13 protein-coding genes and 2 tRNA genes are annotated in these 17,762 nt (G+C 72.7%); 6 read left to right on the forward strand and 9 right to left on the reverse strand.

From position 1 onward, the window contains the following. Positions 1 to 28: 28 nt before the first annotated feature. The 3 genes from ACFWWU_RS17580 (at position 29) to ACFWWU_RS17590 (ending at position 1,360) form a co-directional block, all read left to right on the forward strand. Positions 29 to 385 carry a hypothetical protein gene (locus ACFWWU_RS17580; RefSeq protein ID WP_384145751.1) on the forward strand — a complete coding sequence of 119 codons (357 nt, stop codon included), beginning with the start codon at positions 29 to 31 and terminating at the stop codon, positions 383 to 385. Positions 386 to 666: 281 nt separating this feature from the next. Further along, on the forward strand, positions 667 to 1,296 hold the full coding sequence (locus ACFWWU_RS17585) for a hypothetical protein (RefSeq protein ID WP_384145754.1): 630 nt from the start codon (positions 667 to 669) through the stop codon (positions 1,294 to 1,296). Then, positions 1,287 to 1,360 (forward strand) — tRNA-Lys (locus ACFWWU_RS17590). Before ACFWWU_RS17585 ends, ACFWWU_RS17590 begins: the two co-directional genes overlap by 10 nt. A 60-nt stretch (positions 1,361 to 1,420) precedes the next feature. Here the strand turns inward: ACFWWU_RS17590 and ACFWWU_RS17595 are convergent. Beyond that, positions 1,421 to 2,671, reverse strand: a complete 1,251-nt coding sequence (locus ACFWWU_RS17595) for a M6 family metalloprotease domain-containing protein (protein ID WP_384145757.1) — start codon at positions 2,669 to 2,671, stop codon at positions 1,421 to 1,423. Positions 2,672 to 3,026: 355 nt separating this feature from the next. On the opposite strand from ACFWWU_RS17595, the gene ACFWWU_RS17600 reads away from it, so the two are divergent. Further along, on the forward strand, positions 3,027 to 5,036 hold the full coding sequence (locus ACFWWU_RS17600; RefSeq protein ID WP_384145760.1) for a putative bifunctional diguanylate cyclase/phosphodiesterase: 2,010 nt from the start codon (positions 3,027 to 3,029) through the stop codon (positions 5,034 to 5,036). Between the two features lie 96 nt (positions 5,037 to 5,132). Here ACFWWU_RS17600 and ACFWWU_RS17605 read toward each other — a convergent pair whose 3' ends face one another. After that, a complete protein-coding gene (locus ACFWWU_RS17605) occupies positions 5,133 to 6,830 on the reverse strand; it encodes a glycosyl hydrolase family 18 protein (RefSeq protein ID WP_384145763.1) in 1,698 nt (565 codons plus the stop codon). 258 nt (positions 6,831 to 7,088) lie between these two features. Continuing rightward, complete coding sequence (locus ACFWWU_RS17610) at positions 7,089 to 8,207, reverse strand: LLM class flavin-dependent oxidoreductase (RefSeq protein ID WP_384145766.1); 1,119 nt, start codon at positions 8,205 to 8,207, stop codon at positions 7,089 to 7,091. A 359-nt stretch (positions 8,208 to 8,566) separates the two neighbouring features. On the opposite strand from ACFWWU_RS17610, the gene ACFWWU_RS17615 reads away from it, so the two are divergent. Together ACFWWU_RS17615 and ACFWWU_RS17620 are read left to right on the forward strand one after the other, a co-directional pair. Continuing rightward, the gene (locus ACFWWU_RS17615; RefSeq protein WP_384145769.1) at positions 8,567 to 9,325 is read left to right on the forward strand and encodes an IclR family transcriptional regulator; all 759 of its coding nucleotides are present in this window, start codon (positions 8,567 to 8,569) and stop codon (positions 9,323 to 9,325) included. 93 nt (positions 9,326 to 9,418) lie between these two features. Beyond that, positions 9,419 to 9,492, forward strand: a tRNA-Lys gene (locus tag ACFWWU_RS17620). Between the two features lie 72 nt (positions 9,493 to 9,564). Here the strand turns inward: ACFWWU_RS17620 and ACFWWU_RS17625 are convergent. From ACFWWU_RS17625 to ACFWWU_RS17650, 6 genes are all read right to left on the reverse strand, one after another. After that, on the reverse strand, positions 9,565 to 10,236 hold the full coding sequence (locus ACFWWU_RS17625; protein WP_384145772.1) for a response regulator: 672 nt from the start codon (positions 10,234 to 10,236) through the stop codon (positions 9,565 to 9,567). Then, positions 10,158 to 11,471, reverse strand: a complete 1,314-nt coding sequence (locus tag ACFWWU_RS17630) for a sensor histidine kinase (protein ID WP_384145775.1) — start codon at positions 11,469 to 11,471, stop codon at positions 10,158 to 10,160. The genes ACFWWU_RS17625 and ACFWWU_RS17630 overlap by 79 nt, the downstream gene beginning before the upstream one ends. Positions 11,472 to 11,544: 73 nt before the next feature. Then, complete coding sequence (locus ACFWWU_RS17635) at positions 11,545 to 13,227, reverse strand: AMP-binding protein (RefSeq protein WP_384145778.1); 1,683 nt, start codon at positions 13,225 to 13,227, stop codon at positions 11,545 to 11,547. 40 nt (positions 13,228 to 13,267) lie between these two features. Then, on the reverse strand, positions 13,268 to 13,861 hold the full coding sequence (locus tag ACFWWU_RS17640; RefSeq protein WP_384145781.1) for a lytic polysaccharide monooxygenase: 594 nt from the start codon (positions 13,859 to 13,861) through the stop codon (positions 13,268 to 13,270). A 161-nt stretch (positions 13,862 to 14,022) separates the two neighbouring features. Continuing rightward, positions 14,023 to 16,143 carry an SPFH domain-containing protein gene (locus tag ACFWWU_RS17645; protein WP_384145784.1) on the reverse strand — a complete coding sequence of 707 codons (2,121 nt, stop codon included), beginning with the start codon at positions 16,141 to 16,143 and terminating at the stop codon, positions 14,023 to 14,025. A gap of 25 nt (positions 16,144 to 16,168) precedes the next feature. Next, the gene (locus tag ACFWWU_RS17650) at positions 16,169 to 17,686 is read right to left on the reverse strand and encodes a peptidoglycan-binding protein (RefSeq protein ID WP_384145787.1); all 1,518 of its coding nucleotides are present in this window, start codon (positions 17,684 to 17,686) and stop codon (positions 16,169 to 16,171) included. Positions 17,687 to 17,762 lie beyond the last annotated feature (76 nt).

A 17,762-nucleotide genomic window follows, 5' to 3' on the forward strand; every position in this document is an offset into this window, starting at 1 on the left:
CCGTGCCTGTGCGAGGAGGAGAAGAACGATGGCGGAACCCGCGGAGCGGAGCGGACAGCGACGGCTTCGGCCGGCACCGCTGGTCTTCGAGCCTGCCGAGGCGACCGCCGATCCGGAGCACTTCTTCGACCTGGAGTCGATAGAGGACCCGCGCGAGCTGCTGGCCCGGGCGACGGAGCTGACGCTCGCGTTCCGCGCGGCGACGGACCGCGCGACGGAGTTCCAGGCGATCGCGGCGGCGCAGCTGGCGGACCCGCGCCGGTTCGACCGGCTGACGGCGGCGGACGTCGCCGAGCGGGCGGAGTGGACCGAGGACTACGCCCTGAAGATGATCGAGTTCGGCCGCGGTCTGATCCGGGCGAACGGGCGCCCGCCGGAGGAGTAGACGGCGAGGGCCGGATTCCGGGGACAGGCGCCGGGGGGCAGGAGCCGGGGCCAGAAGCCGCGGGCAGGAGAGCGGACGCCGGGGGCAGGAGCCGGGAACGGACGCCGGGGCCAGAAGCCGGGAACGGACGTCGGGGTAGGCCGGGCGGGGGCGCCGGGGTAGGCCGGGCGGGGGCGTCCCGTGGCATATGCGGGGCGCACGATACTCCTCGCCCACCCCTCTTGTCCGGGATTCCCGCAACTCTCGGAAACCGATCCGTCACGGCCGGTACATCTGGTCGTATGACGACCTGGTTGCGCGACGAGACCCCGTACGACATCTTCCGTTTCCTGCGGGAGGGCGACGAGGGGCGGCACCAGACCGCCCGCGTGACCGCCGACGGGGCGGCCTGGCTCGCCTCGGCCGCCGGGGGACACCCCGGGGCCGCGCTCACCCGCTGGGAGGCCAGCCCCGCCTCGCCCGCGGCACTGCCCTGCGGGACGGTCTTCGACGTCGTCAACGTGGACCCGGTCTTCGGGCGCCGGATGCTGGACCGGCTGTGGGAGGAGGGCCCCGGTTCCGGGCCGGTCGCCGTGCACCGGGGCCGGATGATGCTGTTCGCCGCGCCCGGGACGGCCCAGCGTTTACCGGCCCTGCTCGACTGGGAGGAGTGGGGCGACGCCGTCCCCCGGCCGTTCTGCCACGGCGTCGGGGACGCGGTGACCGTGCCCCCGCTCACCCCGGCCGACTCCGCCGCGCCCCGCTGGCTGGTGGCCCCCGACACGCGGAATCCGTGGCTGCCCGGCCCGGAGGTGGTGCTCTGGGCCTGCGTGCGGGCCGTGCGGGCGGCCTCCACCCCCGACGTGCGGGTATCGATTTTTCCTCCCGCCGATCCGGATGCTAATGTCTACGACGTCAGCAGGCGCCGCTAGCTCAGTTGGTTAGAGCAGCTGACTCTTAATCAGCGGGTCCGGGGTTCGAGTCCCTGGCGGCGCACAGACGGAAGAAGCCCCTCGCGGAAGCGGGGGGCTTCTTCGTTGTCCCGTGATCTCCGGGTCAGCCCACGCCGGGCGGGGTGACCTTCACCGTCCAGCCGCCCGTCTCGGTACGGTCCGCCACCTCGACGCGGACGCCCGTCCCGGGCACCGTGAAGGTCTCGCCCTCCTCCAGCGGCGCGTCCGCGAGGGGCGGGTAGACCGAGCGGTCCCAGCACGCCTCCGTACGCGGATGGGCGTCGACGACCTGGACCGGGCCGTCGCCGGAGGCCGCGCCGCTGCGCACCCGGTAGACGAGGACGCCCTCGGTGCAGGTGTCGGCGTCGTTGCCGGTGGCGCTCCGGGCCTCGATCGCCAGGACGCTGTCCTGGCCGGTCCTGACGACGGCGAGCCGGGTGCCGAGGGCGCCGCTCTCCGTGGGCGGGGCGTCGGTCGGCTCCAGGCTGACCACCTGGGGGCCGGCCCCCTGGACGCAGGTCACCTGGGCGCGGGAGAGCCAGCCGAGCTTCCACTTGTGCCAGCCGAAGAGGTCGGGCGCGAGCCCGAACTGACTGCCCATGACGTCCCAGTCGCCCACATGGGTGTCCCAGTCGCCCTTGCCGTCCACCGGGCGGTGGTACAGGTCGGGCAGGTCGAAGACGTGGCCGGTCTCGTGGGCGAGGACGTTCCGGTCGGGCGGGTGCCGCTCGAAGACCGTGACGACCCGCTTGATCTCGGCGCCGTCGATCTCCAGCGGGCGTTCGAGGTTGACGACCTTCGTCGCGTCGGAGTCCACGCCGGGCGCGTCCGGGTCGGCGACCAGGTAGACGACGTCGTACCGCGAGAAGTCGACGTCCGCGTCGGCGGCGGCGACCGCGTCGCGCAGGTAGGCCGCGCGCTTCCCCGAGTCCCAGTCACGCCGTATGTCGTACGCGCTGGACGCCTGCGGCATCCGGGTCCACGCGGACCGGGGATGCGGGCGCAGGTCGAAGCGGCCGTAGGAGGCGCGGTCGAAGTACTCGCTGGTGGCCGGGAAGTGGTCGGCGGCCAGCTCGGCGGGGGTGGTGAGCGGCGTGGAGTCCGGGAACGAGAGGAAGATCATGACCGCGTCGAGGGTGCGGGTGGGGCGCGGATACGAGCCGTTCCAGGTGTCGAGGCCGAGCGAGTGATGGGCACCGGTGCGGGGCAGGGCGCAGGGATTGCCGGCGGGCGCGCCGACGGCGGGGCCGGCGACGAGCCCGGTGGCGGCGAGCGCGGCGAGCGCGGTGAAGGCCGCCGCGCCGGAACGCAGCCTCGGCCGCTCCACTCCCCCGGGTGGCTGCTGACCCCTCACGTGGACCTCCGGATCGGTAGGACGGGACACCACCACCACCTTGTGATGATTTGCGGCGTTTCGCATGTTTCCGCTGCCCCGGTCGAGTGAGGGAGCACCGCCGGGTCGACGCGACACGAGCGGGCAACAGCTCACGGAAAGTCACAATCGGTCACGTCACCACCGACCCGTGTCAGACCCGTGCAGAAACGATCGGGCGGGGGGTGGCGGTGGGGAGCCTCACAGCGGTCGGCGGTCCCCGGAGCGGCCTCGGAGCTGGAACGGTCCCCCGACCTGGCTCTATGATCGGCTCACTTTCCTTGGCCGACCATCCCGACCACATGTGAACGGCCCGACTGCACTACGGGAGCGAGCGGTGAGCGGAACCCCCGAAGGACCGGTGCACCCAGAGCCGCCGGAGACACCCCCGACCGACCTCGCAGTCACGGAGCGTCACGTCGACCCCTGCGCCACGCGTCAGACCGACCTCACCCGCGACGCCGACCGCCGGGCGGCCGAGCTCCGGGACGCCGACCGCCGCGACGCCGACCGCCGGGCGGCCGAACTCCGGGACTACAGCGCCGCCTTCCGGGCCGCGCAGCTCGCCATGGCCGTCGTCGACCAGGACGGCATCGTCGTCACGGCCAACGACTCCTTCGGCGCCCTCCTCGGCACCGAGGCCGGGGCGCTCCGCGAGCAGGCCGCCGCCGACCTCGTCGACCTCGCCTCCGACGGCCGCACCTGGCACGCGTACCGCGAGGTGCTCCGCGGCCGCCGCTCCCGCTTCCGCTGCACGCGCCGGCTCAAGCACCCCGACGGGCGTTCGCTCTGGGCCGAGGTCACCGTCTCCCCCGTACCGGACAGCCGGCGCGTCCTCCTGTCGATCGCGGACATCAGCGACCGGCGCGAACTCCAGGCGCGGCTGCGCCACCTCCAGATGCACGACCCGGTGACCCGACTGCCCAACCGTGCCCTGTTCTTCGAGCGGCTGTCGTCCGCCCTGGAAGCCGCCGCCCAGGACACCGTGGCGGAGACCGCACCGGTCGACTCGTCCTACGAGTCGCATGATCCGCATCATCCGCATGAATCACACGAGTCACACGAATCACATCAGTCACACGAGTCGTACGGGTATGGCAGAACAGGGCGGATCGGTCTCTGCTACCTCGATCTCGACGGCTTCAAGGCCGTCAACGACACCCTCGGCCACCGGGTCGGCGACCGGCTCCTCGCCGCCGTCGCCGCCCGCCTGACGGAGTGCGCGGACAGCGACGGCTACACCCGCAGCGGTGGCCACCTCGTGGCGCGGCTCGGCGGCGACGAGTTCGCGATCCTCGTCGAGGACTCCACCGGTACGGAACAACTGGCCGACCTGGCCCGCTCGGTGCTGCGCGCGCTCCAGCTCCCCTTCGACCTGGGCGGTCAGCGGCTCTCGGTCTCCGCCTCGATCGGCGTCATCGAGCGCACCGCGCACGGGACGACGGCGACCGCCCTCATGCAGGCCGCCGACACCACGCTGTACTGGGCGAAGGCGGACGGCAAGGCCCGCTGGACCTTCTTCGACCCGGAGCGCAACGCCCACCGGATGACCCGGCAGGCGCTCTCCTCCACGCTCCGCCCCGCCGTGGAGCGCGGGGAGTTCGGTCTCGAGTACCAGCCGCTCGTGGACCTGGCGGACGGGGCGGTGCGCGGGGTGGAGGCGCTGGTGCGCTGGAACCACCCGCAGTTCGGCTCGCTCCCGCCGAATCGGTTCATCGCCATCGCCGAGGAGGACGGCTCCATCGTCGAGCTCGGGCGATGGGTGCTGCGGACCGCCTGCCGCCAGGCCCGGCAGTGGCAGAAGGACCATCCGCGCGAGCGCCCGATCTTCGTCAGCGTCAACGTGGCGGTCCGGCAGGTCTGGGACTCCGACCTGGTCGCGGACGTCGCCGGGATCCTCGCGGAGACCGGGCTCGCCCCGCACCTGCTCCAGCTCGAACTGACCGAGTCCGCCGTGATGGGCTCGGCCGGACGGCCGCTCCAGGCGCTCCAGGCGCTGAGCGACATGGGCGTGCGGATCGCGATCGACGACTTCGGCACCGGCTACTCGAACCTGGCCTACCTGAGCCGGCTCCCGGTCTCCGTGCTCAAGCTGGACGGCTCCTTCGTCCGCGGCTTCCAGGACGAGGAGCATGCCAACCCGGCCGACGAGCTGATCGTCGAGGCGCTCGTCCAACTCGCGCACCGGCTCGGGCTCACGGTCACCGCCGAGTGCGTCGAGACCTCGGGGCAGGCCGCCCGGCTGCGCCGGATCGGCTGCGACACGGGGCAGGGCTGGCTGTACTCGCGGGCGGTGGCCCCGGACCGTATCGCCGAACTGATCGGCACGGAGCCCCTCCGGGTCTGACCCGCGGGGGCTCATGGAACTGCCCCCGGCCGGAGGGACATTCCGGGCGGGGGCAGCGGTTCATGAGGTGGTGCGGGGTGTCAGCGGGTCAGGGCCTCAGCAGGCGCCCTGGTCCTTCCAGACGCCCCACTCGCCGGTCGTGCCCGGCGTCTCGTTCTGGGTCCACCACTGGGCCTTGTACTTGCGGCCGTTGTGGGAGACCTCGTTGCCCGCGTTGTAGACCGTGCCGGCCACGTACGCCGGGACCGTGCCGCAGCCCGTGGGCGGCGTCGTCGGAGGCGTGGTGGGCGGGGTGGTGGGCGGCGTCGTCGGCGGGGTCGTCGGCGGCGTCGTGGTCGGCGGGGTGGTGGTGGCGCCGAGCGCGGTGTTGATCTGGCCCAGCAGGGTGGCGTTGTTGTCCAGACCGAGGAGCGAGTACATCATCGCGCCGGCCAGGCCGCGCTGCTTGCCGTAGTCCACCCGGGCCTGGATGGACTTCTGGTTGAGGCCGGTGAAGAACTCGCCGTCCTTGTAGAAGTACGAGGACTTCGACTGGTCGTCCCAGAAGGTCGTCGACGCGTTGTCGACGATGCCGCCGAGCTCCTTGTAGTGCGCGATGCCGGCCTGCTGGCTGAGCGGGCGGGCGCCCGAGCCGCCGGTGGCGGTCTGCGCGAGGCCGTTGGTGGTGCCGGCCGGCACGCCCTTCCAGCCGCGGTAGTAGAACTCGTAGCCCAGGGTCAGCTTGTTGGCGGGGAAGCCGCCCGCGATGCCGTAGGCCGGGTTGCCGTCGATCCAGGAGTCGATGGCGGAGTCGATGCTGTACTTCTCGGTGCCCGGCGCGATCGCGTCGGTCGGGTCGTTCGGCGAGGGGTACAGCGGGGACTGGTGGTACGTCGGCCCGTCGCCGTCCCAGGCGCCGTGCATGTCGTACGTCATGATGTTGGCGTAGTCCAAGTACTGGCCGATCTTGTCGGTCTCGATGTACTTGATCTTGTCCTGGCCGGCCGGGAGGGCCGAGGTCAGCAGGTACTTCTTGCCGCCGTTGGCCGCGCCGTGCGCGTCGAGCTGCTTGCGGAACTCGGCGAGGAGCAGCGTGAAGTTCTGCTTGTCCTCGGGGGCGTGGTGGTTGCCCAGGTGACCGTCGGCCGAGCCCGGGTACTCCCAGTCGATGTCGATGCCGTCGAAGATGCCGGCCGCCGTGCCCGCGCCGCCGAAGCCGCCCTCCACGGGCAGGTTGCCCTTGATGTACTGGTCGATGCAGGAGGAGACGAGCTTCTTGCGGCTCGCGTCCGTCTTCGCCGCGTCGCTGAAGTACTTGGAGTAGGTCCAGCCGCCGAGCGAGATGTTGATCTTCAGGTGGGGGTATTTCGCCTTCAGTTCCTTGAACTGGTTGAAGACGCCCACGATCGGCTGGTCCCACTTGTCGGCGACGCCGTCGACGCTGTCCGCCGCGCTGAAGGTCTTCTGGTAGTCGGCGTACGAGTCGCCCGCACCGTCACCCGCATTGGGGTTGTTGTCGTCACCCGCGGCCTTGTTGGCCATGAAACAGGTGAGGTTGGTGGGGTGGATGTTGCCGAACGAGTAGTTGATGACGTCCAACTGGCTCGCGATGCCCCGGGTGTCGAGGTGCTTGGGGTAGAACGCGTTGCCGTAGACGCTCCACTGGTCGTAGTACGCGATGCGCACATTGCCCGCAGAGGCAGTGGTCGACGTGTCGGCCGCCTGGGCGGAGCCGAGGCCGACGGTCGCGGCGAGCGCGCCGGCGGCGAGGGCCGAGCTGAGGAGCGCGGCGATCAAGGGCTTACGGGGGTGCACGTGCGGCCTCCGAGAGGGGGGAGAACTGGGTGGTGCCGTACAGGAGCTGAGGAAGTGATAACCGGCACATGAACAGCGCGTCAATGGTCTGAACCAGATTGAGGACTAGACCAATTAGACGAGGAAAGCCCTTGTCAGAGAGGTGCAGCACAAAACGGAACCGCCCGCCACCATGGGTGACGAGCGGTTTAAGGTTCACTTAGGGGTGCCGCCGGGGTGGTTCGGGAACGAACCAACCTGACAGGGAAACCCGGGTTTTTACCCGGCCGCCCCCTCCTCGGAATCCGTCCCCGCCTCGAAGACCGACGGCTCCGGCAGGTGCGGGAGCTCGTAGGCGTCGGCGATCAGCTCGTAGCTCCGGAGCCGGGCCTCCCCGCCGTGCGCGTTGGCCGTGATCATCAGCTCGTCCGCGCCCGTGCGCTTCCGGAGGTCGTCGAGGCCCGCGCGGACCTCGTCCGAGGTGCCGTACACGATGTTCGCCAGCCAGCCGTCGACGAACTCCCGCTCGGCGGCACTGAAGTCGTACGCCTCCGCCTCCTCCGGCGTCGGCACCAGGCCGGGCCGGCCCGTGCGCAGCCGCAGCATCGCGAGGGCGCCGGTGAGGACCTGGCGGCGGGCCTGCTCCGCCTCGTCGGCGGCGAGGGCCGCGACACCGATCATCGCGTACGGAGCGTCAAGGACCCCCGAGGGCCGGAAGGAGTCCCGGTAGAGGTCGAGCGCCGGGATCGTGTTCCGGGCGGAGAAGTGGTGGGCGAAGGCGAAGGGCAGTCCGAGCAGACCGGCGAGGCGGGCGCTGAAGCCGGAGGAGCCGAGCAGCCAGACCGGCGGCCTGCCCTTCGGGCCCTGCACGGGGCCGGGCACGGCGTGGATCCGGGCGTACGGGTGCCCGTCGGGGAAGTCGTCGTCCAGGAAGCGGGTCAGCTCGGCAAGCTGCTCGGGAAAGTCGTCGGCCCCTTCGTTCAGCCGGTCCGTGCGCCGCAGGGCGGCGGCCGTGGCGCCGTCGGTGCCGGGCGCGCGGCCGAGGCCGAGGTCGATCCGGCCCGGGGCGAAGGCCTCCAGGGTGCCGAACTGCTCGGCGATGACGAGCGGGGCGTGGTTGGGCAGCATCACGCCGCCGGAGCCGAGGCGGATGCGGCGGGTGTGGGCGGCGAGGTGGGCGAGGATCACCGCCGGGGAGGAGGAGGCGACCCCGGGCATGGAGTGGTGCTCGGCCACCCAGTGCCGGTGGAAGCCGCGCCGCTCGGCGAGCCGGCTCAGCTCGACGCTGGTGGCCAGCGCCTGCGTCGCGGTCCGCCCGCTGCCGACGGTCACCAGGTCCAGTACGGACAGCGGTACGGGCGCGGCTCCCCGCGCCTCTCCTCGAATAGCGTCGGTCACCGTAGGGACCCTCCTCGGCACACGTGCGGATGGTGCGAACACTGCATCCGATCCACAACAGGAGGGGGTCTCCGCTTATTCCGTACGTTCTCGGCCACCGGCGGAGCCCTGAGCGGGTCCGCTTCCCCGTAAATAATCTCCCGGGCGTCACCACCCGAACGCGCGCGCGAACCCGACCTCGCACGGCCCTGACCTGAGGCTCTCTGAAGAAGTCATGACAGGGGCATATGCCAGAGTGGCGCGTCGCAGCGTACGACGGGGATCCTCCGCATCATTCTCGCCAACAGCCGCCCCTGAAAGGGTCCTTGGCGGCTATCGTGGTACGAAAGCTTGCGGTCACAACCTGGTAGGGGGAAACCGTGGCGCTGAAGCCCGAGCCCACCGCACCGTTCCACTCGGTGCAATACGCCTTGCGCGTCCTCGAGACGGTCTCACGGCACGGTGGCGGAGTGACGGACGTCCAGATCGCCCGCGAGACGGGACTGCCCGTCGCCCATCTCTCGTCACTGCTCCTCATGCTCCGCCGCGAGGGGTACGTCGAGCAGGTCGCCGACGGCGCGTACGTCATCGGGGACTCCCTCGTCCTCCTGGGTTCCGGCCTGACCCGCCGCGAAGCCCTGGAGGCCAAGCTCCAGGAGACCCTGACCGAGCTGCGCGACTCCGTCGGCGCGGCCGTGTACATCAGCCGGTACATCGACGGCGAAGTGAAGATCACCCAGTTCGCCGACGGGCCGCGCACCCCGAAGGTCAACGAGTGGGTGGACTTCCGCTCGGCGGCGCACGCCAGCACCGTCGGCAAGTGCCTGCTCACCCAGCTCGACCAGAACGGGCGCCGGGACCACCTCGCCCGCCACAAGATCGCCCGGCTGACCTCCCGGACGATCACCAACGAGCGGATCCTCTTCTCGAAGCTCGACAGCCAGCCGGCGACCGTCCCCGTGCTCGACCTCCAGGAGTACGCGGTCGGCACGGTCTGCGCCGCCGTCCCGCTGACGGCGGGCTCGGCCGTGGGCTGCCTGGCACTCTCCCTGCCGATCGAGCACGCCCACCGGCTGCGCGCCGCGGCGGACACGCTCAACCGGCGGGCCGCGCCGGTGGTGCTCTCCCTGGCGATCTAGAAAAGGCGGCGCCGTGACAGCCCCACCGGAGGTGCTCCGGCGGGGCTGTCACGAGCACCCGGGAACACCAGGTAGTATTTTCTCTGTCAGCAGGCGCCGCTAGCTCAGTTGGTTAGAGCAGCTGACTCTTAATCAGCGGGTCCGGGGTTCGAGTCCCTGGCGGCGCACAGACAGGGAAAGCCCCTCGCTTCGGCGGGGGGCTTTCTTGTCGTCCCCGCTCGTCCCCCGCTCAGGCCCGCTCAGGCCCGGAGATACGTGAGAACGGCGAGGACGCGCCGGTGGGTGTCCTCGGCCTGCGGCAGGTCGAGCTTGGCCAGGATGTTCCCGATGTGCTTGCCGACGGCGGCCTCGGTCACCACCAGACGGCGGGCGATCTCCGCGTTGGAGTGCCCCTCCGCGACCAGGCCGAGGACCTCGCGCTCGCGCGGGGTCAGCGCCTCCAGCGGGTCCCGGTGGCGGCGCAGCAGCTGCCGTACGACCTCGGGGTCGACGACCGTGCCCCCGTCGGCGACCTGGGTGAGGGCCTCGACGAACTCCTCGACCTGCCCCACCCGGTCCTTCAGGAGGTAGCCGACGCCGGTGCCGTCGCCCGAGTCCAGGAGGTCGGCGGCGTAGCTGCGCTGCACGTACTGGCTGAGGACGAGGACCGGCAGGGCGGGCCGCTCGGCGCGGAGCGCGACGGCGGCGCGCAGCCCCTCGTCCTGGAAGCCGGGCGGCATCCGGACGTCGGTGACGACGATGTCCGGCTCGTGGGCGGCGACCGCCTCGCGCAGACCGTCGGCGTCACCGACGGCGGCGACGACCTCGTGGCCGAAACGCGTCAGGAACCCGATCAGTCCCTCGCGGAGGAGGACGCTGTCCTCGGCGAGGACGACACGGAGGTTTCTCGGAGCGCGGGGAGCGATCGGCACGGGATCTCCACTCGGAGGACGGTCGGCCCGCCGGGCGGGCTCATGATCGTCAGTGTGCCATCGAGGACGGCGATCCTGTCGGCGAGTCCGGTGAGCCCGGTGCCCCGGGCCGGGTCGGCGGCGCCCCGCCCGTCGTCCTCGACGTCGAGCCGCAGGACGCCGTCCGCGTACCGGGCGGTGATCCTTACCTGGGCGGCCCCGCTGTGCTTGCCGATGTTGGCGAGCGCCTCGCAGACCGCGAAGTAGCCGGCGCTCTCGACGGAGCCGGGCAGCCGGGGCAGGTCGATGTCGGTGTCCACGGGGACGGCCGAGCGGTCGGCGGCGTCCGCGAGGGCCGCGCCGAGGCCGTAGTCGGCCAGGACCTGCGGATGGATGCCGTGGATCAGCTCCCGCAGCTCGGTCAGGACCTGCCCGGCCTCCGCGTGGGCCTTGGCCAGCTGCTCGGCGAGCGGTCCCGGCGGGGCGTCGAGGCGGGCGAGGCCGAGGGTCATGGTGAGGGCGACGAGCCGCTGCTGGGCCCCGTCGTGGAGGTCGCGCTCGATACGGCGGCGCTCGGCCTCGAAGGCGTCGACGAGCCGGGCGCGGGAGGCGATGACCTCGCCGATCCTGCCGTCCCCCGCGTCGGTCTCGCGCGGGGCGAGCAGGGCCCGGGCGAGGGCGGCGCGGGCCCCGGCGACGGCGGCCAGGGGGTAGGCGAGGGCGACGAGGAGGAGGGCGCCGATGAGGGCGGCGCCGAAGGCCTCGGGGTAGGACGTGACCAGGTACGCCTTGACGACCTTCGCCTCGTGGCCGTCCACCGCCAGCTGGAGCGGGGTGCTGAGGAGGGCGAGGGGGAGGCCGACGCCGACGGCGAGCGCGATGAGGTCGAGCGGCCACAGGACGGTGGCGAGCAGCAGGCCGTACCCGAGCTCGCGCCAGGTCGCCTGCTCCCCCACCCGGAGCCGGAGCCAGGCGGTCAGACCGGGTGCGGCGGGGACGCGGTGCGGGTCGGGGGCCGGGTCCAGGTCGACGAGCCGGAGCCGGAGCCGCTCGACGGAGCCGAGGGCGAGCCCGGAGAGGAGGAGCAGCGGCAGCCCCACGAGGAACAGCGAGAACACCCCGAGCACGAGGAGCACGAGACAGGCGAGCCCCCCGACGATCCCCCCGCCGGCGAGGTACCCGGCGGCCCGCCATGGCCAGGAGCCGAGCGGGAAGCGTGACCGGGTGAGCGCCTGCCAGGGATTGCGGGGTTCCATGAGCGTCCACGGTAGGCGCGGGTCCGTGGGCGGGGCCATGGGGTAGGGGGGTGTGGCGGGGGTGGGGCCGGCCCTACCCCCGGGCCTCCTGGGTCGGGGTGCGGTCGTGGCGGGCGTACTCCCCCTGGAGAGCGGCGGTCGCCTCGGGGGTCAGGGGCTCGTACGGGGCGGTGGGGGTCGGGCGCCACCAGACCGGGTCCGGGCAGAGGAAGGACGCCCGGCGCAGGCCCACGCGGTGGATCTTGTTGGTGGCCGTCAGGGGCAGCTCGCGCATCACGCGGACGAAGCGCGGCGGCATCTTCGTGCCCAGGTCCGGCTGCGCGGCGAGGAAGGCCGCGAATTCCGACGGGTCGAAGACGGCCCCCTCGCGCAGGGCCAGCGCCGCCATGACCTGGTCGCCGGCCACCGGGTCCGGTACCGCGTACACCGCCACCCCGGCGACCCGGTCCCAGCGGGCGAGGATGTTCTCGATCATCGCCGCCGCCAGGTTCTCGCTGTCGACCCGCAGCCGGTCGTCCGTACGGCCCGCGAAGTAGAGGAAGCCGGCCTCGTCCCGGTAGAAGAGGTCGCCCGTCCAGTACCAGCCGCCGCGCAGCCGGACCGCCTCCGCCTCGGGGTTGCGCCAGTAGCCCTCGAAGGGGTTGCGGCCCCGGTTGACGAGCTCGCCGACCGCCTCGTCCACGTTGAGGAGCCGCCCCGTCGGCGAGAAGCGGGCCGGTGCGCACTCCTTGCCGGTCTCCGCGTCCAGTACGGCCAGGTCGTCGCCCGCCGCGGCCCGCCCGATCGCCCCGGTCGGGGTGTCGGGGGTCCGCTGGATCGCCGCGCCGCCCTCGGAGGAGCCGTACCCCTCGACGAGCGGGACCCCGAACCGCTCCCGGAAGCGGGCGGCGTCGACCGCCCCGGCCTCCGTGCCGAAGCCGAGGCGCAGCGGGTGCGCGCGGTCGTCCGGGCCGGGCGGGGTGGCGAGCAGGTACTGCACGGCGCGGCCCACGTACGTGAAGTAGGTGGCGCCGAAGCGGCGTACGTCGGGGAGGAAGCCGGAGGCGGAGAAGCGGGCCCGGAGCGCCACTCCCGCGCCGGCGGAGAGCGCGGGCGCCCAGTCCGCGATCACCGCGTTGCCGTGGAACATCGGCATGCAGACGTAGTGGACGTCCTCGCGGCGTACGCCGAAGTGGGCGACGAGCGAGGCGCCGGCGGCCGCGAGGCGCCCCTGGCTGCAGAGCGCGGCCTTGGGCGCGCCCGTCGAGCCGGAGGTGAAGGAGAGCAGGAAGCGGCTGCCAGGGCGTACGGGACCGAGGGTGGCGTCTCCCGGTCGGGCGTCCCCGTAGGGCGCGAGGAGCTCCCGGTAGGCGTCGGTGTCGGTGACGAGGATGCGCAGCCCCGGCAGCGGGAGGCCGTCGAGGAGCGGCAGGTGGGCGCGCTGGGTGACCAGGATCCGGCAGTCGGTGTGGCGGATGTCCCGGGCGAGTTCGGCGCCGCGCCGGGTCGGGTTGATCCCGGCGACGGCGGCCCCCGCGAGGGCCGCCGCGCTGAGCCAGAGCGGGTACTCCGGCGTGTTGTCGAGCAGGATGCCGAGGTGCGGCTCGCGCCCCGGCAGGGGTGGCATCAGGTCCACGAGCAGTGCGGCCCGCGCGGCGGCGCCCGCGGCGACCTCGTGGTGGCTGAGGGTGTGGTGCTCGTCCCTCAGGCCGATCCGGTGGTCGCCCCATTGGCGCCGTACGAGCTCCGCGACGGTGTCCGCACCACTCCCACTCATGGCCCGGACTGTAACTGACGTACCGTCAGAACTGAATGCCTCAGAACTTGACGTCCGAGCAGGCGTAGAAGGCGTTCGCGGTGTCCGCGATCGTCCACACCGCCAGGATCAGGTGACGGCCCGTCTTGCCCGCCGGGAGGGTCCCGGAGTGCGAGAGGGTCGCCGGCGGCTGCTGGTTGTTGTAGGGGACGGTGAGGAACGGCTGGGGGTCGAGCGCGGCCCGGGTCAGCTTCTGACTCGGGTTCCAGCCGTTCTTGGTGATGTAGTACTTGAAGTCGGTGGTGCGGTGCCGGGCCGTGAACTGCCAGCGGAAGCTGTGGCTCTGCCCCGCCGTGAGGCTCGTGGTCGGCCAGGCGCCGCCCCGGGGGTCGTCGAGCTGGGCGAACTGGGTGAGTCCGGCGGAGCAGATCTTGCCGTCGGCGGGTCCGGCGGCGGGGAAGCCCTTGAGGCCCTCGACCGACTGCGGCTCCCACTGGATGGAGCCGCAGTTGGTCACGGTGCCGTTGGCGCAGAGCTTCTGACGGCTGATCGGCGAGTCGGTGTAGCCGTGGCTGCCCGCGCTGCCGGTGGCGAGGAGGGAGGCGCCGGCGACGCCGAGCGCCACCACCGCCGCCCCGACTGACTTCTTGCGCATGTGCATGCTGTCGCTCCAGGAGAACGTGGGGGAGTTCCGTTGGGCCGTGCGCACGCGTGCGGTCTTGCGGTCTCGCGGTCGTACTGGGTGTGGTGCGGGTGACTCATTTTGGTCTGGACCAAGTACCAAGGTATGGACGGAAGTTGAACATGTCCATCCCCTCAGGCGCCCTCGGCGGGCGCCGTCCTGCCCGTGTAGAACGCCACCGTCAGATCCTTGACCAGCGTCTTGCGCTCGTAGTCGTCCAGTTCCACCAGACCACGACTGGTCAGCCGGTGGACCACGTCGTCCACCGCGTCCACCACCGACGTCAGGACACTGTCCCGGTGCTTCGCGTCGATCGCCGCGATCCGGCGCCGCTGCATCGCCGCCGCGACCTCGGGGGCGTACTCGATCCGCGTCGGCTGCGCCGAGAAGACGTCGACCCCGACCGGGGCGCACTCCGCCGACAGCATCCGCGTCAGGGCCTCGCCGACCGCCTCGGCGTCCCGGAGCGTCGGGGCGTCCTCGTGGAAGGCGTCCGCCGGAAGCTGCGACAGCACCCGGGCCATCGCCGCCTCCACCTGCTCCCGCAGGTACTCCTCGTGGCCGTCGACGCCCAGCGCGGCACGGACGGTGTCCCGGACCCGCCAGACGACGAGGACGACGACGTCCAGGGCCGTGCCCTTGGCGTCGACCGCGGGCAGCGGCTCACTGCGCCAGTGCCGGAGCCGGACGTCGACGCGACGGCGGAGCAGGAGCGGGCTGACCCAGACCAGGCCCGTACGGCGGACGGTGCCGCGGTAGTCGCCGAAGAGGGTCAGGACCCAGGCGTAACCGACCCGGCCGCGGCCGAGACCGCCGACGGCGAAGAGGGTGGCGACGACGCCGAGCGCGAGCAGCGCCCACTGGCCGAGGTGGATGCCGTGGTACGGGCGGGCCGGCAGCCGCAGCATCCGCGCCGCCTCCGCGGGCACGGCCCCGGTCCACCACACGACCGCCGCGCAGCCGGCGAGCGCGAGGGCGCCGCCCGCCGCGCCGACCCAGCCCGGCAGCACCGGGCCCGGCCGCTCGACGAGATCGGGATCGGCGGTGGGAGCGGGGCGGGCCTTGGCCCGGGGCTGCTTCTGCTTCTGGGCTTGGGCATGGGGATGGGAGTGGGGGTGGGGGTGGTCCTTGGGGCCCGACCGGTTCGATGTCTTCGTCTGCTTCTTCGTCTGCGTCTTCGCGGGCGCCGGGATGGCGGCCTTGCCGTTCTTCGCCGGGGCGGCGGTCGCGGGCATCGCGACGGTGTCGGGACCTCCGTCGTCCCCGAGCGCGCCGGGGGCCGTGGCGGTGGCGCCGCCACCCGGCTCGTCCCTGAAGAGCAGGTGCACGGGGATGGAGCCGGTGGTCTCGGCGCCGATCACGTTCTTCCGCCGCGCGACCCGTACGACACCGGCGACGGGCACGGCGAGCGCGGCGACCCGCGCATCCGTGATCCGAGCGAAGTCGGGCACGTCGACGCGCTTCTTGACCACGGAGACCTTGGCGGCGACCGGGGGCACGGGCACCACCGCGGGTGCCTTCGGGGAGGAGTCCGGGAGCGGCCCGACGGGGGTCGCCTCGCCCTCGGGGGGCGCCTCTCGCTCGGAGGTTGTCGCCTCTCCCTCGGGGTGCGCCTCTCCCTGGGGGGCCGCCGGGCGGTCGGCGGCCGGCGTACGGTCGGCGGCCGGCGTCTCACCGGCCGAGCCCGCCGGCGTACGCGCGACTGTCGGCGTACCGATGACCGAGCCGGTGACCTTGCTGATCACCGAGGCGGTGACCGCGCCGAGCGGACCCGTCCTCGGGCCCGCGGCCGGATCCGAGGAGGCGGGTGCGCTCGTCGGCGGGACCGTCGCGGGACCCGAAGAGGCGGGCGCGGGCGCCGGCGCGATGAACACCGGCCCCACGTGGGTGGGCGCGTCCGTCGGCGTACCCCCCGTGGTGCTCGCCGGGGCGGGCGGCCCCGTGCGGGCGGGCGGCCCCGTGTCCTCGACGGGGGCCGGGACCGGCGCTGCCGGGTCACCCGTCGGCTTGTCGGCCACCGGGTCGTCCGCCGGGGCGAGCGCGGTCGGCGGCGGGCCGGCGGCCAGGGAGGCCGCCGGCGCGAGTGGTGTCGGGGGACGGTTCGGCTCTGTGGTGATGACGGGCGGTACCGGTCCCCCGCCCGGCTGTGGTGACGTGCGGGGAAGGGTGCCGTCCGTCAGGCGTCTGGCCGTGCGGGCCGCGTCACGCGAGGCCGCCGCGCCGGAGTCCGCGGGGGTCGGGGTCGATGCGGTCATTCGGGTCCACCTCATGCTCTCGGGGTCATCGGAACAAGCGCCGCCAGGTCTCCGGGCCCGGGTAGCCGTCGGCCGCTCCGCCGCGCCAGCCCTGAGCCCGCTGGAACGCCTCGACGTTGCGGCGGTCCGCCTCCGTCCAGCGCGGACCGGGTCCCGACAGGTAGTGCTTGCCGAATCCCCGCTTCACCAGTTGTTTGCCCAGCTTCTCCACATATGCGTTGGATTGGCCCGGACGGAAGTAGCCACGCCCGGGGAACCCCGTCGCATTCGCGCTCGAACCGCCCGAACCACCCGATCCGCCGATGTCCTTGCCCTTGCCGGTGACGAGGAGCCGCCACGTCTGCGGCCCGGGCAGGCCGTCCGCTTCCTTGCCCTTCCAGCCCTGCGCCAACTGGAACGCCTGGGTCGCGCGCCGGTCCGCCTCGCCCCACTTCGGCCCCGGTCCCTCGCTGTAGTACTTCTTGCCGCCGCGCTCGACGAGGAGCTTGCCGAGCTGGGTGACGTGGGGGTTGTTCGCGCCCGGGCCGAACTTCCCCGCGCCCGGGTACAGGGTCGCGGGTGTCGTCGGCGTGGTCGGCGTCGTCGGCTTTGAACCTCCGCCGGTCGTGCCGCCCCCGCTGCCGCCGCTCACCACGGCCTTGTAGCGGTAGGCGACGTACCGGTCGGAGTTCTCCCAGTACGCCATCGGCGTCGCCTGCTTCCGCGTGCGCGGCTTGGTCTGCTCGTACGCGATGTACGAGGTGTGGGTGTAGTCGGTCCAGCCGCCGAAGATCGTGACGTGCGAGCCGCGCGTCGGGTTGGCCGGGTTGTGGAACAGCAGGATGTCGCCGGGCTGGAGCTCGGTGCGGTCGATCCGCTCGGCGAAGCGGTCGAGGCTCCCGGTCCACTCGTTGCTGCGCAGGTTCCAGGCCATCGAGATGTAGCCGGAGCAGTCCTGGCGGTACCCGTCCGACCAGTACTTCTCCATGGAGTACGGGACCTGTGCGGTCACCCACAGCTTGGCGCGGTTGATGATCTCGGCCCGGGTCGTCTGCCGCAGCGTGCCCGTCGAGATCTGACTGGTCGTCGGGGTCGCCGTGCCCGTGCCCGTGCCGGGGGGCGGGGTCGGCGCCGGGGAGGGCTGGGAGCCGGGACCCGGCGCTCCGTGCAGCGGCTCCCGCCCGCCCTGCGGGGTGTCCGGCGCGGGCCAGGGACTCACGTGGTCGGCGGCGTCCGCGGCCGACCGCTCCCGCAGGACCGCCGCGTCCATCTCCACGTCCGCGCCCGCACCCGGACCCGCGTCCACGTCCGCCGGGGTGAACGGGCCCATCGGTCCGACCGGCTCCGCCGGGCGGGAGAGGGCCGTCGCCACTCCCGCCCCTCCTCCGCCGAGGACCACTCCCGCCGCCGTCACCAGGACCAGCGCGCGGCGCGCGCCGTGCGCCGCCGGGTGGCCGCCCGCCCGCACGGGCAGGCCAAGCGCGAGGCCACGGCGCTGCTGGGCACAGCCCGGGCAGCCGCAGTCGGCCGCGGGCTCGAACTCCTCGAAGACCGGCACGCTCATGCGATTCCCCTCCACACTCGTCAAGATCTTTTGACCCTCGGTTTGGGCGTCAGTGTCTCAACTGTCTGGACAAATC

Source organism: Streptomyces sp. NPDC058650 (assembly GCF_042717315.1).
In the GTDB taxonomy this organism is placed as follows: Bacteria; Actinomycetota; Actinomycetes; order Streptomycetales; family Streptomycetaceae; genus Streptomyces.